Annotated in this window: 11 protein-coding genes; 7 read left to right on the top strand and 4 right to left on the bottom strand. The window is 62.5% G+C overall.

Annotated features, from left to right (window positions below):
• The first annotated feature begins 323 nt into the window (after nucleotides 1-323).
• From cysD to cysQ, 3 genes are read left to right on the top strand one after another with little or no spacing between them, the layout of a single operon-like run.
• Nucleotides 324-1,229, top strand: a complete 906-nt coding sequence (gene cysD, locus AC1DXN_RS01615; RefSeq protein ID WP_477271935.1) for a sulfate adenylyltransferase subunit CysD — start codon at nucleotides 324-326, stop codon at nucleotides 1,227-1,229.
• Between the two features lie 2 nt (nucleotides 1,230-1,231).
• Nucleotides 1,232-3,169, top strand: a complete 1,938-nt coding sequence (cysN, locus tag AC1DXN_RS01610) for a sulfate adenylyltransferase subunit CysN (protein ID WP_477271937.1) — start codon at nucleotides 1,232-1,234, stop codon at nucleotides 3,167-3,169.
• 10 nt (nucleotides 3,170-3,179) lie between these two features.
• Entirely contained in the window at nucleotides 3,180-3,971 is a 792-nt protein-coding gene (gene cysQ, locus AC1DXN_RS01605) for a 3'(2'),5'-bisphosphate nucleotidase CysQ (protein WP_477272429.1), read from the top strand.
• Between the two features lie 155 nt (nucleotides 3,972-4,126).
• Here cysQ and AC1DXN_RS01600 read toward each other — a convergent pair whose 3' ends face one another.
• The 4 genes from AC1DXN_RS01600 to AC1DXN_RS01585 all read right to left on the bottom strand — a co-directional run bounded on the left by AC1DXN_RS01600 (nucleotide 4,127) and on the right by AC1DXN_RS01585 (nucleotide 8,115).
• On the bottom strand, nucleotides 4,127-5,269 hold the full coding sequence (locus AC1DXN_RS01600) for a DegT/DnrJ/EryC1/StrS family aminotransferase (protein ID WP_477271939.1): 1,143 nt from the start codon (nucleotides 5,267-5,269) through the stop codon (nucleotides 4,127-4,129).
• Between the two features lie 255 nt (nucleotides 5,270-5,524).
• Nucleotides 5,525-6,448: a carbohydrate kinase family protein gene (locus AC1DXN_RS01595; protein ID WP_477271941.1), complete on the bottom strand. Its 924-nt coding sequence runs from the start codon at nucleotides 6,446-6,448 to the stop codon at nucleotides 5,525-5,527.
• Entirely contained in the window at nucleotides 6,445-6,891 is a 447-nt protein-coding gene (locus tag AC1DXN_RS01590; protein ID WP_477271943.1) for an RbsD/FucU family protein, read from the bottom strand. Before AC1DXN_RS01590 ends, AC1DXN_RS01595 begins: the two co-directional genes overlap by 4 nt.
• Nucleotides 6,892-8,115 (bottom strand): ROK family transcriptional regulator, encoded by a 1,224-nt coding sequence (locus AC1DXN_RS01585; protein WP_477271944.1) that lies wholly within the window; start codon nucleotides 8,113-8,115, stop codon nucleotides 6,892-6,894.
• Between the two features lie 245 nt (nucleotides 8,116-8,360).
• Between AC1DXN_RS01585 and AC1DXN_RS01580 the strand changes: the two genes are divergently transcribed.
• The 4 genes from AC1DXN_RS01580 to AC1DXN_RS01565 all read left to right on the top strand — a co-directional run bounded on the left by AC1DXN_RS01580 (nucleotide 8,361) and on the right by AC1DXN_RS01565 (nucleotide 14,005).
• A complete protein-coding gene (locus AC1DXN_RS01580) occupies nucleotides 8,361-9,365 on the top strand; it encodes a substrate-binding domain-containing protein (protein ID WP_477244028.1) in 1,005 nt (334 codons plus the stop codon).
• Between the two features lie 160 nt (nucleotides 9,366-9,525).
• Complete coding sequence (locus AC1DXN_RS01575) at nucleotides 9,526-10,587, top strand: ABC transporter permease (RefSeq protein WP_477243676.1); 1,062 nt, start codon at nucleotides 9,526-9,528, stop codon at nucleotides 10,585-10,587.
• Nucleotides 10,588-10,589: 2 nt separating this feature from the next.
• Nucleotides 10,590-11,372 carry an ATP-binding cassette domain-containing protein gene (locus AC1DXN_RS01570; protein WP_477271946.1) on the top strand — a complete coding sequence of 261 codons (783 nt, stop codon included), beginning with the start codon at nucleotides 10,590-10,592 and terminating at the stop codon, nucleotides 11,370-11,372.
• A 164-nt stretch (nucleotides 11,373-11,536) separates the two neighbouring features.
• Entirely contained in the window at nucleotides 11,537-14,005 is a 2,469-nt protein-coding gene (locus AC1DXN_RS01565; RefSeq protein ID WP_477243680.1) for a glycogen/starch/alpha-glucan phosphorylase, read from the top strand.
• Nucleotides 14,006-14,138: the final 133 nt, after the last annotated feature.

Here is a 14,138-nt window from a genome sequence, read left to right as displayed (position 1 = left end):
GCGCGGCCGGTGCGGCCGTGACGGTGCGAGTTCGCCGCCGGCAGGTGAGGGATCGTTCCCGGTCCAGGCAATATTTTCCCAAGCTTTGCCAGCGTATCCGCCCGTTGAGCAGAAATTTCCGAGTTTTGGCGCCTGTGTGGAAAATTCATTCCCGATCCACCCCGTGGCAGGCCTGTCTTGCGTTGTTATGAACAAGGACGATCTGCTAGAACGCCGGCACGAAAAATATTGTCCAGAAGTGAAGCTTGAACCGGGTGCCTGAAAAAACTGCGCCTGATGCATCGAGACAAGGTCTGGATGGCACGAGAGAACGCTGACAGTCCATGAATATCGCGCTTACGCACCTGCAGCGGCTCGAGGCCGAATCCATCCATATCTTCCGCGAGGTCGCGGCCTCGTTTTCCAAACCGGTCATGCTCTATTCGGTCGGCAAGGACTCGTCCGTGCTGATGCATCTGGCGATGAAGGCGTTCTATCCCGCCAAGCCGCCTTTTCCGTTCCTGCATGTCGACACCACCTGGAAGTTCCGCGAGATGATCGCCTTTCGCGATCAGATGGCGCAAAAGCTCGGCTTCGATCTGCTGGTCCATGTCAACGCAGATGGCGTGCGCGACAACATCAATCCCTTCGACCACGGCTCGAACACCCACACCCATGTCATGAAGACCGTGGCGCTGCGCCAGGCACTCGACAAATACGGTTTTGACGCAGCTTTTGGCGGGGCGCGGCGCGACGAGGAAAAGTCGCGCGCCAAGGAGCGCATCTTTTCCTTCCGCAACGCCCAGCATGTCTGGGATCCGAAGAACCAGCGGCCGGAGATGTGGAAGATCTTCAACACCCGTATCGCGTCGGGTGAATCGATCCGCGTGTTTCCGCTGTCGAACTGGACCGAGCTCGACATCTGGCAGTACATTCTGCAGGAAAACATCCCGATCGTGCCGCTCTATTTCGCCAAGGAGCGGCCGGTGGTCGAACGCGACGGCATGCTTATCCTGAAGGACGACGACCGCATGGTATTGCGCCCTGGCGAGACCGTGGAGAACCGGCTGGTGCGCTTCCGCACGCTTGGCTGCTATCCGCTGACCGGGGCTATCGAATCCGAGGCCGATACGCTGGAGGCCATCGTCGGCGAAATGCTCACCGCACGCACCTCCGAGCGGCAGGGGCGCCTGATCGACCGCGATGAAGCCGGCTCGATGGAAAAGAAGAAGCGCGAGGGGTACTTCTGAGCATGCGCCACATCATGGCCAAAAGCCTCGCCCCCACCGACGGCGTCCGCGACTATCTGGCGGCGCAGGAGAAAAAGTCGCTGCTGCGCTTCCTAACCTGCGGCTCGGTCGACGATGGCAAGTCGACGCTGATCGGCCGCCTGCTTTCGGACACCAAGCAGATTTTCGAGGACCAGCTTGCCGCACTCGAGCGCGATTCGCGCAAGCACGGCACCACCGGCGACGACATCGATTTCGCATTGCTGGTCGACGGCCTCGAGGCTGAGCGCGAGCAAGGCATCACCATTGATGTCGCTTATCGCTTTTTCGCCACGCCGAAGCGCAAGTTCATCGTCGCCGACACGCCCGGCCACGAACAGTACACGCGCAACATGGCGACGGGCGCCTCGACGGCCGATCTCGCCATCGTGCTGATCGATGCCCGCCAGGGCGTGCTGCGCCAGACACGGCGCCATTCCATCATCGCCTCGCTGCTTGGCATTCGCCACGTCGTTCTGGCCATCAACAAGTTCGACCTCGTCGGCTTCGACAAGGCGGTCTTCGAACGGATCATCGAAGATTACGGGCAGTTCTCGAAAGAACTCGGCTTCCAGACCATCGTGCCGATCCCGATGTCGGCCCGTTACGGCGACAACGTCACCAGCCGTTCGGACAAGACGCAATGGTATTCCGGCCCGACGCTGATCGAACATCTCGAAACCGTGTCGGTCGACGAGGCCGCGGTCGAATTGCCGTTCCGCTTTCCGGTGCAATATGTGAACCGCCCCAATCTCGACTTTCGCGGTTTCGCCGGCACGGTGGCGTCCGGCTCGGTTTCGCCGGGCGACGAAGTCGTCGTCGCCAAATCCGGTAAATCCTCACATGTCAGGCGCATCGTCGCACATGGCGGTGACCTGCAGAAGGCAGTCGCCGGCCAAGCCATCACCCTTGTCCTCGACGACGAGGTCGAGGTTTCCCGGGGCAACATGCTGGTGTCGCCGGCAGCACGGCCGCAGGTCGCCGACCAGTTCGCCGCCAACATCGTCTGGTTCGACGAGCATGCGCTGTTGCCGGGGCGCTCCTACATCCTGCGCACCGAGACCGACCAGACCAGCGCCACCGTCACCGACCTGAAATACCGGGTCAACGTCAACGACTTTGCTCATGAGGCGGCCAAGTCGCTGGAGATGAACGAAGTCGGCATCTGCAACATCTCGACGCGCGCGCCGATCGCCTTCGATACCTTCGCCGAAAACCGCACCACCGGCGCCTTCATCCTGATCGACCGCATCACCAACGCCACGGTCGGCGCCGGCATGATCCTGCATTCGCTGCGCCGCGCCGAAAATATCCATTGGCAATCGCTCGATGTCGACAAGCGCGTCCGCGCCGACATGAAGCATCAACGGCCCGCCGTGTTCTGGTTCACCGGGCTTTCCGGCTCCGGCAAGTCAACGATCGCCAATCTGTTCGAAAAGAAGCTCTACGCCACCGGCCGCCACACCTACATTCTGGATGGCGACAATGTCCGTCATGGCCTCAATCGCGATCTCGGCTTCACCGACGCCGACCGCGTCGAGAACATCCGCCGCGTCGCCGAGGTCGCGCGCCTGATGGCGGATGCCGGGCTGATCGTCATTGTTTCCTTCATTTCGCCGTTCAGCGCCGAGCGGCGCATGGCGCGCGAGTTGATGGCCGACGGCGAGTTCGTCGAGGTGTTTGTCGATACGCCGTTCGAGGAATGCGCCAGACGCGATCCGAAGGGCCTGTATGCGCGGGCGCTGAATGGCGAGATCAAGAATTTCACCGGCGTCGATTCACCCTATGAAGCTCCGGAAAAACCCGAAATTCATCTCAAGACACTCGGCAGATCGGCCGAGGAGATGGTAGAGGCCCTGGAACTCTGGCTGATCGAGCGCGACATTGCTGAAGACCAATATGACAACGGCGGCGGCATCTGACGACGAACTGATGCTCGCCGTGTTCGAGCGCCTGGCGCTCGCGGCCGGACGCGAAGTCATGCGCGTCTATCGCGACGGCTGTGCGGTCGACCGCAAGTCGGACAGTTCGCCGGTCACCGAAGCAGACCGCGAAAGCGAGAAGATCATTCTCGCCGGTCTGCGCGCGGCATATCCCGGCATTCCTTGCGTGGCCGAGGAGGAAGCGTCGGCCGGCATCGTGCCGCCCGATCTCGACGGCGCCTTCTTCCTGATCGATCCGCTCGACGGCACCAAGGAATTCGTCAACCGCAGGACCGATTTCACCGTCAACATCGCGCTGATCCGCCATGGCGTGCCGGAGGTCGGCGTCGTCTTTGCGCCTTGCACCGGACGTTTCTTTTCTGGTCGGCCGGGCAGGGCGGAAGCCCTCGAAATCAGTGACGACTACCAGATCGTCGGTCGCCGGCCGGTCTCCGTAAGGACCGGTATAACGCCGCTGACCATTGTCGCCAGCCGCTCGCACAACACACCTGAGACCGACGCTTACATCCGTGACCTTGGCGTCGCCGAGCTCGTCTCGGTCGGCTCGTCGCTGAAATTCTGCCTTGTCGCCTCCGCCGAGGCCGACGTTTACCCGCGCTTCGGCCGCACCATGGAATGGGACACCGCGGCGGGTGATGCGGTGCTGCGCGCCGCCGGCGGCATGACGCGCACGCTCGACGGCCAGCCGCTCGCCTACGGCAAGCGCAAGCAGAGCGACGACGAGGACTTCGCCAATCCGCATTTCATCGCCAGCGGGAAGACGGCAAACGCGAGCGCGTGATCTCCCCCTTGAGGGGGAGATGTCGCCGAAGGCGACAGAGGGGGTCGGTGCGACCGGGCGCGACTTCCTGCCACAGATGAAGGTCAGCGCTCCACGCGCGGCGACCCCCTCTGGCCTGCCGGCCGTCTCCCCCTCAAGGGGGAGATTAGGCGCTTCTAAGCCGCCGCGACGTGCGCCGAATTCGAGCCGATATAGTTGCGGATCGTCTCGATGATCCGGTCCTGGTCGGCTTCGCTGAGATAGGGGTGCATCGGCAGGCACAGGATCCGCTTCGGCAGTTCTTCCGAAACGGCAAGGCCAGTCGGCGTGCGCGGATAGTCGCGATAGGCGATTTGGCTGTGCAGCGGCTTCACATAGTAGATCACCGACGGAATGCCCTTTTCGCCGAGATGCGCCTTCAGCCCGTCGCGCTTCGGCGTCTCGATCGCGTATTGCGCCCAGGCCGAGCGGCTACCGTCCAGATTGCGGGCTGCGGTGACGATGTCGCCGAGACCTTCGGTATAGCGCTTTGCCACCACCTGGCGGGCAACCATCTCGTCTTCGAGAATGGCCAGCTTCTCGATCAGGATCGCCGCCTGGATCGTGTCGAGCCGTGAATTGATGCCGACACGGACATTGTCGTACTGCGTCTCGCCCTTGCCGTGGAAGGCAAACGAACGAAGCTGTTCGGCCAGCGCGTCGTCATTGGTGAACATCGCGCCGCCGTCACCATAGCAGCCGAGCGGCTTGGCCGGATAGAAGCTGGTCGAGCCGACATGGCCGAACGCGCCGCACATCTTGCCATCGGCCGAACCGCCCATCGACTGGGCGGCGTCCTCGATCACCATCAGATTTTCACGATTGGCGATGGTCATGATCGCCTCGTAGTCGGCGGAAAGGCCGAACAGGTCGACGGGGATGATCGCCTTCGGCTTCAGCCGGCCTTCCTTCTTGATCATGGCGATCGCCGCTTCGAGGCTGGCGATATCAATGTTGTAGGTCGCCGGGTCGACATCGACGAAAACCGGCTCGGCCTTGGCCAACGCCACGACTTCGGCCGTGGCGGCAAAGGTGAAGCTCGGCACGAACACCGCGTCGCCCGGGCCGATGCCGGCGGCAAACAGCGGCAGCAGCAGCGCGTCGGTGCCGTTGGCGCAAGCGATGACATGCTTGGTGCCGACATAGGCGGCGAGCTTGTTTTCGAATTCGGTGACCTGAGGCCCGAGAATATAGCGGCCGTCCTCGACGACGCTGTCGATCGCCGCTTTCAGCCGGTCGCGGATTCGTTCGCGCTGCGCGCCAAGATCGATGAACTGCATGTCGGCCTCAATGGTTTAGCCAGATAATTGGCCGCTGGTACCAGAGTTGGCGCGGCCGAGAAAGCCGCAGGAGCAAAACCGCGAATTGCCTATGTGTCGCAGTCTGTTACCCCAAATTTCCGGCCTGTCCTCGCCGGATGCCGGAAATCAGGGCTTCGGCGGGCATCATCCGGCCTTTTTATCGCATTTGTCCGGCCCGGCGAAACATAAAGTGATCAGCCGGTAGCGCACATTCTTGACCAAATGGTCATCGGATCAGGCGATTTCATGCCGCCAGGGCGGATTGGCGCCAGCGCGCGATACGGTCACCGCAGCCGCCTTGGCGCCGAGCGCCAGCGCCTTGTGGATGGCGTCTTTCGACAGGCCGGCAATCGCCGTCTTCGACAGCAGGCCTTGCTCATGCAAGGAGGCGAGGATGCCGGCGTTGAACGTGTCCCCGGCGCCGACCGTATCGACCACCTTGACCTTTTCCGGCATCACCGTGACGGCGTGATCTCGGGTGTAGCCGACAGCGCCTTCGCTGCCATGGGTGACGACGATCAGCTTCGGACCGCGATCCAGCCAGTTGCGAATGACGTCTTCGTGCGACCCGGCTTCGCCGAACCAGTTCAGGTCCTCGTCCGACAGTTTGACGATGTCGGCCATCGCCATCATCGAGCGGATGCGCCTCAGATGCTTGGCCTTGTCGGGGATGAAGTTCGGCCGGATGTTTGGGTCGAGCATCATGACGCGACGCTCATGCTCGCGTTTCATGAACTCTTCATAGGCCCCTCCGGCCGGCTCCGAGATCAGGCTGATGGCGCCAAACAGCATGGCTTCAATCTCTGGGCCAAGCTCCGGCAGGTCGTCGATGGTCAGCATGCGGCCGGCGGTGTTCTCGTCATAGAAGGTGTAGGTCGCCTGGCCGTTGTTCAGCCGCACGAAGGCAAGCGTCGTCGGCCGCGGCGAGGTGTGTGCGTAGGTGGAGCTGACCTTGCTCGCCCCCAGCGCATCCCGGAACTGGCCGCCGAACAGGTCCGACGACAGGCCGGAAAAGAACGCCGCGGGCGCGCCCAGCCGGCCAAGCGCGATGGCGGTGTTGAACACCGCGCCGCCGACATAGGGGGCAAAGGCCGGCTCGCCCTCCGTCGTGGTACGCGGCAGCATGTCGATCAGGGCTTCGCCGCAGCAAAGGATCATGGCTTCTTGTCCCCCGGCGGATAGATCACGCCCTTGCGGATGATGATGTTGGCATAGAGGCGCGGCTCGCTGGTGGCGACAATCGCATGCGCCGACCTGACCCGTGCATAGAAGTCGGCGCCGGCCAGCGCAACCACCTTGCGGCCCGGCGCATGCTTGGCGCAGATCGCCTCTATCTCGTGGTGGACGGGATCGGCCAGCGAGGGGTTGCCTTTGACCGAGGCGCGAAACAGCGCTTCCGGCACGGCGTCGTCGACGGGCAAGACGCTCAATATCGCATCAAGCACCGGAATAAGCTGATGACCATCGGCCCGGATGAGCCGGTTTGCCTGTTCTTCGGCCGGGTAATTGCCGTCGACAAGGGCGATCTCGTCGCCATGGCCCATGGCGCGCAACGTCGCCAGAAGCTCCGGACCGAGCAGCGCCGGGATTCCGATCAGCATTCAGGTGCTCCTGGAAATGGTCGTCGAGCCGATGAGGAAACGTTCGGAGAGCGGCAGGCTGGCACCGCCCAGTGCGCGTGCATGAATGCCGACGGTGCCTTCGCGAACGGTTGGCAATTTCAGGCCTTCGCCGTCGATCGTGGCGATGGCTTCGATGACGGCATCGACAAGCCGGCGGCGGACGGTGAGCGGCATCCATCCATCGATCACCGCGGCCTCGAAATCGATGACCGATGATGCCGAAACGATCGCATAGGCCAGCGCCTGCGCGGCAGCGACGATCCAGTCGTCGAGCTCGACACCGATCTCGCCCCAGTCCTCCGGTGAGGTCCACAGATGCGAGGCTTCGACGCCGCGGGCGTTGAGCGCCTTCTCCAACATGGCGATTGACGCCACGTCGATCAATTGCGCCGGCTTGCCGTCGGGTCCAGGCACCGGCATCGAGCCCAGCGCGCCGGCATTGCCGGTCGGGCCGCCGAAAAGCCGGCCGTTCAGCACGATGCCGCCGCCGGCAAAGGCGCCGATATAGAAATAGACGAAGTCACGCGCGCTCGCCTGGCCGAATACCAGCTCGGCGCCGCAGGCCGAGGTGGCGTCGTTCTGCAGATAGACCGGAAATTCGCATTGCGACTGGATGTCGGCGCGGATGTCGCGATGGCGCCATTCGTCCATGATGTCGCGCGGCGCGCCGGCCGTATCGGCCCAGTTCCAAAGTTCGAACGGCATGGCGATGCCAAGTCCGGCAATGCGCTTGTCCTGCGCCGGGGTGAGTTCGCCGCGCATTTTCTTCATGCCGGAGGTGACGAATTCCACCGTCTCGCGCGGCGCGGGGTAGCGGTAGGAATGCTGCAGCATCGAGCGCACATGCCCAAGGAAATCGATCAGCACCAGCTCGGCGCTGCGGCGGCCGATCTTGAGGCCGATAAAATAGGCGCCGTCAGGATTGAGCGCCATCGGGATGGAGGGTTGGCCGATCTTGCCGCGCAACGGCGCCTGCCGGACAAGCAGACTGTCCTCCTCGAGCTCGCGCATGATCACCGAAACCGTCTGGGCCGAAAGCCCGGTCATGCGCGCAATGTCGGATTTGGCCAGACTGCCGTGCTGACGCACCAGCGACAGCACCAACCGCTCATTGTGGTCGCGCATGCCGCTCTGGTTGGTGCCGCGATGCAGATGGCTTTCGGCCGCCTCGGGCGAACCGTGCCTCGCAATGCCGGTCTCCACCCTTGTTTCCTCCCGTCGTTTCCCCTCAATGCTTTTGGGCCAGAATGAGTGAACGGAGCAATGCTGTCAATAATAAATAAGAGTGATTTAATTATTGACAGAGGTTTCGGACTGGTGTCTGTTGGAGACAGCGTCCACGCTGGGAGAACTTCGTTGGATGTGCTGCAGGATGCCGGTTGGCCGGCATCCGGAATGGTTCCACTGGGAGGAAAATCGTGACCAAGTCAAAATTGTTGAAGTCCACCGTGTTTGCCGCTGCCGGGTTGGGTCTGCTGGCATTTGCGTCGTCCGCATCGGCAGCCGGCGTCGGCGCCTGCCTGATCACCAAGACCGACACCAACCCCTTCTTCGTCAAGATGAAGGAAGGCGCGACCGCGAAAGCCAAGGAACTCGGCGTCGAACTCAAATCCTACGCCGGCAAGGTCGACGGCGACAGCGAGAGCCAGGTGGCGGCAATCGAGAGCTGCATCGCCGACGGCGCCAAGGGCATCCTGATCACCGCGTCCGACACCAAGGGCATCGTCCCAACGGTGAAGAAGGCGCGCGACGCCGGCCTGCTGGTGATCGCGCTCGACACGCCGCTTGACCCGATCGACGCTGCCGACGCAACCTTCGCGACGGACAATCTCGAAGCCGGCAAGCTGATCGGCGCCTGGGCTGCGGCGACGCTCGGCGACAAGGCCAAGGACGCCAAGATCGGCTTCCTCGACCTGACCCCCTCGCAGCCGACCGTCGACGTGCTGCGCGACCAGGGCTTCATGATGGGCTATGGCATCGATGTGAAGGACCCCAACAAGATCGGCGACGAGGACGATGCGCGCATTGTCGGCCATGATGTCACCAACGGCAACGAAGAGGGTGGCCGCAAGGCGATGGAGAACCTTCTCCAGAAGGACTCCGGAATCACCGTTATCCACACCATCAACGAGCCGGCCGCTGTCGGCGCCTATCAGGCGCTCAAGGCTGTCGGTCTTGAAAAGCAGGTGCTGATCGTGTCGGTCGACGGCGGCTGCCCCGGCGTGAAATCGGTTACCGAAGGCGTTATCGGTGCGACCTCGCAACAATATCCGCTGCAGATGGCGGCACTCGGCATCGAGGCGATCGCCGCCTTCGCCAAGGACGGCACCAAGCCGAAGCCGACCGAAGGCAAGAACTTCTTCGACACCGGCGTCAACCTCGTGACCGACAAACCCGCCGCCGGCGTGAAGTCCATCGACACCAAGGAAGGCCTCGCCAAGTGCTGGGGCTGATGCTGGTCTGACCGGCAAAAAAGAACCGATCGGCCGGGGGGCTTGATCCCCGGCCGTTTCGGGTGGACGATGTGTCACTGTAGACGCGAATAATCCCGGCGGCAGACCGGAAAGGCGTGGACGGGTCTCAGCGCGCGGCTGAGCCCCACGGGGAGGAAACATGGCTCAAGCTCAGGAATTCGAGAAAGTTCTCTCGAGCAGCGACACAAGCGTTGCCGCTTTTGACGAGCACAAATCGGCCGTCAAGCGCATCCAGCATTTCCTGCATTCGACGCCGGCCGCGGTGCCGCTGATCGTGCTGGTTCTGGCGATCATTGTCTTCGGCATCACCATCGGCGGGCGGTTCTTTTCGTCCTACACGCTGACGCTTATCCTGCAGCAGATCGCCATTGTCGGCATTCTCGGCGCCGCGCAGACGCTGGTCATCCTGACCGCCGGCATCGATCTGTCGATTGGCGTGATCATGGTGATTTCGGCCGTGATCATGGGCAATTGCGCTGTCAGCTACGGTATGCCGGCCATTCTCGCCGTGCCAATCGGGCTTGCCGCTGGCGCGGCCTGTGGGCTGCTCAACGGGGTGCTGGTCGCCTACATGAAGCTGCCGCCCTTCATCGTGACCCTTGGCACCTGGAATATCGTCATGGCCACGAACTTCATTTATTCGGCCAATGAGACGATCCGCGACACCGACGTCGATGCTCAGGCGCCGCTGCTGCATCTTTTTGCCATGAGCTTCAAGATCGGCTCTGCGGTACTGACGCTCGGCGTCATTGCCACGGTCGTGCTCGTCATGATCCTCTGGTACGTGCTCAATCACACCGCATGGGGCCGCCATGTCTACGCCGTTGGCGATGATCAGGAGGCGGCAAAGCTGTCGGGCATCCAGACCAAAAAGGTGTTGATGACGGTCTACACCCTTGCCGGGTTGATCGCCGCTTTCGCCGCCTGGGTCTCCATCGGCCGCAACGGCTCGATCTCGCCGTCAGCCGCCGTCACCGACTACAATCTGCAGGCGATCACCGCGACGGTGATCGGCGGCATCTCCCTGTTCGGCGGGCGCGGCTCGATCCTGGGCACGCTGTTCGGCGCCATGATCGTCGGCGTCGTCTCGATGGGCCTCAACATGCTGGGCGCCGATCCGCAATGGAAAGTGCTGCTCACCGGTATGCTGATCATCGGCGCCGTTGCCATCGACCAATGGATCAGAAAGGTTTCGGCATAACCATGACCCAGGAACCCATCCTCACCGCGCGCGGTCTGATCAAGCGCTATGGCCGCGTCACAGCTCTCGACAGTGCCGATTTCGACCTCTATCCGGGCGAAATCCTTGCTGTCATCGGCGACAATGGCGCCGGCAAGTCGTCGCTCATCAAGGCGATTTCCGGTGCGGCCGTGCCCGACGAAGGCGAGATCCGCCTCGAAGGCAAGACAGTCGCCTTCAAATCGCCGATGGAGGCCCGCGAAGCCGGCATCGAGACCGTCTATCAGAACCTGGCGCTGTCGCCGGCACTGTCGATCGCCGACAACATGTTCCTTGGCCGCGAGATCCGCAAACCCGGTTTTCTCGGTGACTGGCTGCGCATGCTCGACCGTCCGGCGATGGAAAAGCGCGCCCGCGACAAGCTCACCGAACTTGGCCTGATGACCATCCAGAACATCAGCCAGGCGGTGGAAACGCTCTCGGGCGGCCAACGCCAGGGCGTGGCGGTGGCGCGCGCTGCCGCCTTCGGCTCAAAAGTGGTGATCATGGATGAGCCGACAGCCGCCCTCGGCGTCAAGGAAAGCCGCCGCGTGCTCGAACTGATCCTCGACGTCAAGAAGCGCGGCCTGCCGATCGTGCTGATCTCGCACAACATGCCGCATGTCTTCGAAGTGGCGGACCGCATCCACATTCACCGTCTGGGCCGTCGCCTGTGCGTCATCGATCCCAAGCAATACACCATGTCCGACGCCGTCGCCTTCATGACCGGGGCGAAGGTTCCGCCGGAGGCGGCGCTGGCGGCCTGAGCAACTGGCGGCCTGGGCACTGGCGGCCCGGATTGCCAAATTGCCGCAGGGCCGGTTGGAGCGGTGGCCGGCTAAATCGATTGAATATATAATAAGATGCAGTAGCATGGGCTGGGAGGAATGGTGAAAGCCGGTATGATCATGGCAACCGCACGAGAGGCAGCATGACGCGCGCGATGACATCCCAAGCCCCCAAGCCCATTCTTGAAAACCCAGATCCCAAGACGCTCGCTGACGAAGTCTTGAAGGCCCTTAAATACCGGGTCGGCAAGGACACCACCGTCGCCACCCAGTACGACTGGCTCACCGCCTCGATCAAGGTCGTGCGCGACCGCGTCGTCGATCATTGGATGCAGGCGACGAAAGAGGCCTACGACCAGCAGGAAAAGCGCGTCTACTATCTGTCGCTGGAATTTCTCATCGGTCGCCTGATGCGCGACGCCTTCTCCAATCTCGGGCTGATGGACAATATGCGCGAAGCGCTGTCGTCGCTCGGCGTCGACCTCGACCTCATCGCCGCGCTCGAACCCGATGCCGCCCTTGGCAATGGCGGTCTCGGCCGTCTCGCCGCCTGCTTCATGGAAAGCATGGCGACGGTCGACATTCCCGCGCACGGCTACGGCATTCGCTATGCCAACGGCATGTTCCGCCAGGAGATCCATGACGGTTGGCAGGTGGAACTGCCCGAGACCTGGCTCGACCACGGCAACCCTTGGGAGTTCGAGCGCCGCGAACGCTCCTTCGAGGTCGGCTTTGGCGGCTCGGTCGAATCGATCACCTCGAAGACCGGCCGGCTCGAGCGTCACGTCTGGAAGCCGACCGAGCATGTTCTGGCGGTCGCCTATGACACGCCGGTGGCCGGCTGGCGGGCCAACCGCGTCAACACGCTGCGGCTCTGGTCCGGCATGCCGATCGACCCGATCCTGCTCGACAAATTCAACGCCGGCGACCACATCGGCGCGCTTGCCGAAAGCAACAAGGCCGATGCCTTGTCTCGCGTGCTTTACCCCGCCGATTCCCACAAGGCCGGGCAGGAACTGCGGTTGCGGCAGGAGTATTTCTTCTCCACCGCCTCGCTGCAGGACATCGTCCAGCGCCATCTCAGCCAGTATGGCGATTTGCAGTCGCTGCCCGACAAGGCGGCGATCCATCTCAACGACACCCATCCGGCCATCGCCGTGCCCGAACTGATGCGGCTCTTGATGGATGTCCACGGCATGGATTTCGACCAGGCCTGGAGTGTCACCAAGCGCACCTTCGGCTACACCAACCACACGCTGCTGCCCGAAGCGCTGGAAAGCTGGCCGGTGCCGCTGTTCGAGCGGCTGTTGCCGCGCCACATGCAGATCGTCTACGCCATCAACGCCGAGGTGTTGCTCGAGGCGCGAGCCTCCAACCAGTTTTCGGACGAGCAGATCAGCCGCATCTCGCTGATCCAGGAAAACGGCGACCGACGCGTGCGCATGGGCAATCTGGCCTTTGTCGGTTCGCATTCGATCAACGGCGTCTCGGCGCTGCATACCGAATTGATGAAGGAGACGGTGTTCGCCGACCTTCACAAGCTCTATCCCGACCGCATCAACAACAAGACCAATGGCATCACGCCGCGGCGCTGGCTGATCCAGTGCAATCCTGGCCTCACCGCACTGACCCGGGAGACGATCGGCGACCGCTTTCTGGATGACATCGACGCCATCAAGGGCCTCGAAGCCTTTGCCGGCGACGCCGCCTTCCGCGACAAGTTCGCCGCCGTCAAGCGGGCCAACAAGGCGCGGCTGGCCAATCTCGTCGCCGACCGTCTTGGCATCAAGGTCGATCCTTCGGCGCTGTTCGACATCCAGATCAAGCGCATCCATGAATACAAGCGCCAGCTTTTGAACATCCTCGAAGCGATCGCGCTGTATGACCAGATCCGCTCGCATCCGGAGCGCGACTGGATGCCCCGCGTAAAATTCTTCGGCGGCAAGGCGGCGCCCAGCTACCACAACGCCAAGCTGATCATCAAACTCGCCAACGACGTCGCCAAGGTCATCAACAGCGACCCGTCGGTTCGTGGCCTGCTGAAAGTGGTGTTCGTGCCGAACTACAATGTCAGCCTGGCCGAAATCATGATGCCGGCAGCCGATCTGTCGGAGCAGATTTCGACCGCCGGAATGGAAGCGTCGGGCACCGGCAACATGAAGTTCGCGCTGAACGGCGCGCTCACCATCGGCACGCTCGACGGTGCCAATGTCGAGATCAAGGAGTGCGTCGGCGACGACAACATCTTCATCTTCGGCCTGACCACCGCCGAAGTCGCCGAGCGGCGCGGCAACGGCTACAATCCGCGCGCCGTGATCGAGGCATCATCGGAACTGGCGCAGGCGGTGTCGGCCGTTTCGTCGGGCGTCTTCTCGCCTGACGATCCCGATCGCTATCGCGAGCTGATCAACGGTCTCTATCAGAGCGACTGGTTCATGGTCGCCGCCGATTTCGACGCCTACGCCACAGCCCAGCGCGAGGTCGACGCCGTCTGGCGCAACAGTCCCGACTGGTACGCGAGAGCAATCCGCAATGTCGCCCGCGTCGGCTGGTTCTCTTCCGATCGCACGATCCGCCAATACGCGAAAGAAATCTGGAACGTGCCCGTCTGATATGCTTGCATGAGGCCACGAACAATGTGGTCCAGTGCATGTCGCCCAAAAGTGCCCAGCGGTTTTGGGGTCACGACATGCACAACAACAAAGAGGTGCATGTCGGCGCAACGACATGCACAATAACAAGACT

The organism is Mesorhizobium sp. P2_H9, from assembly GCF_056403215.1.
This window is presented reverse-complemented; position numbering and strand designations above follow the sequence as displayed.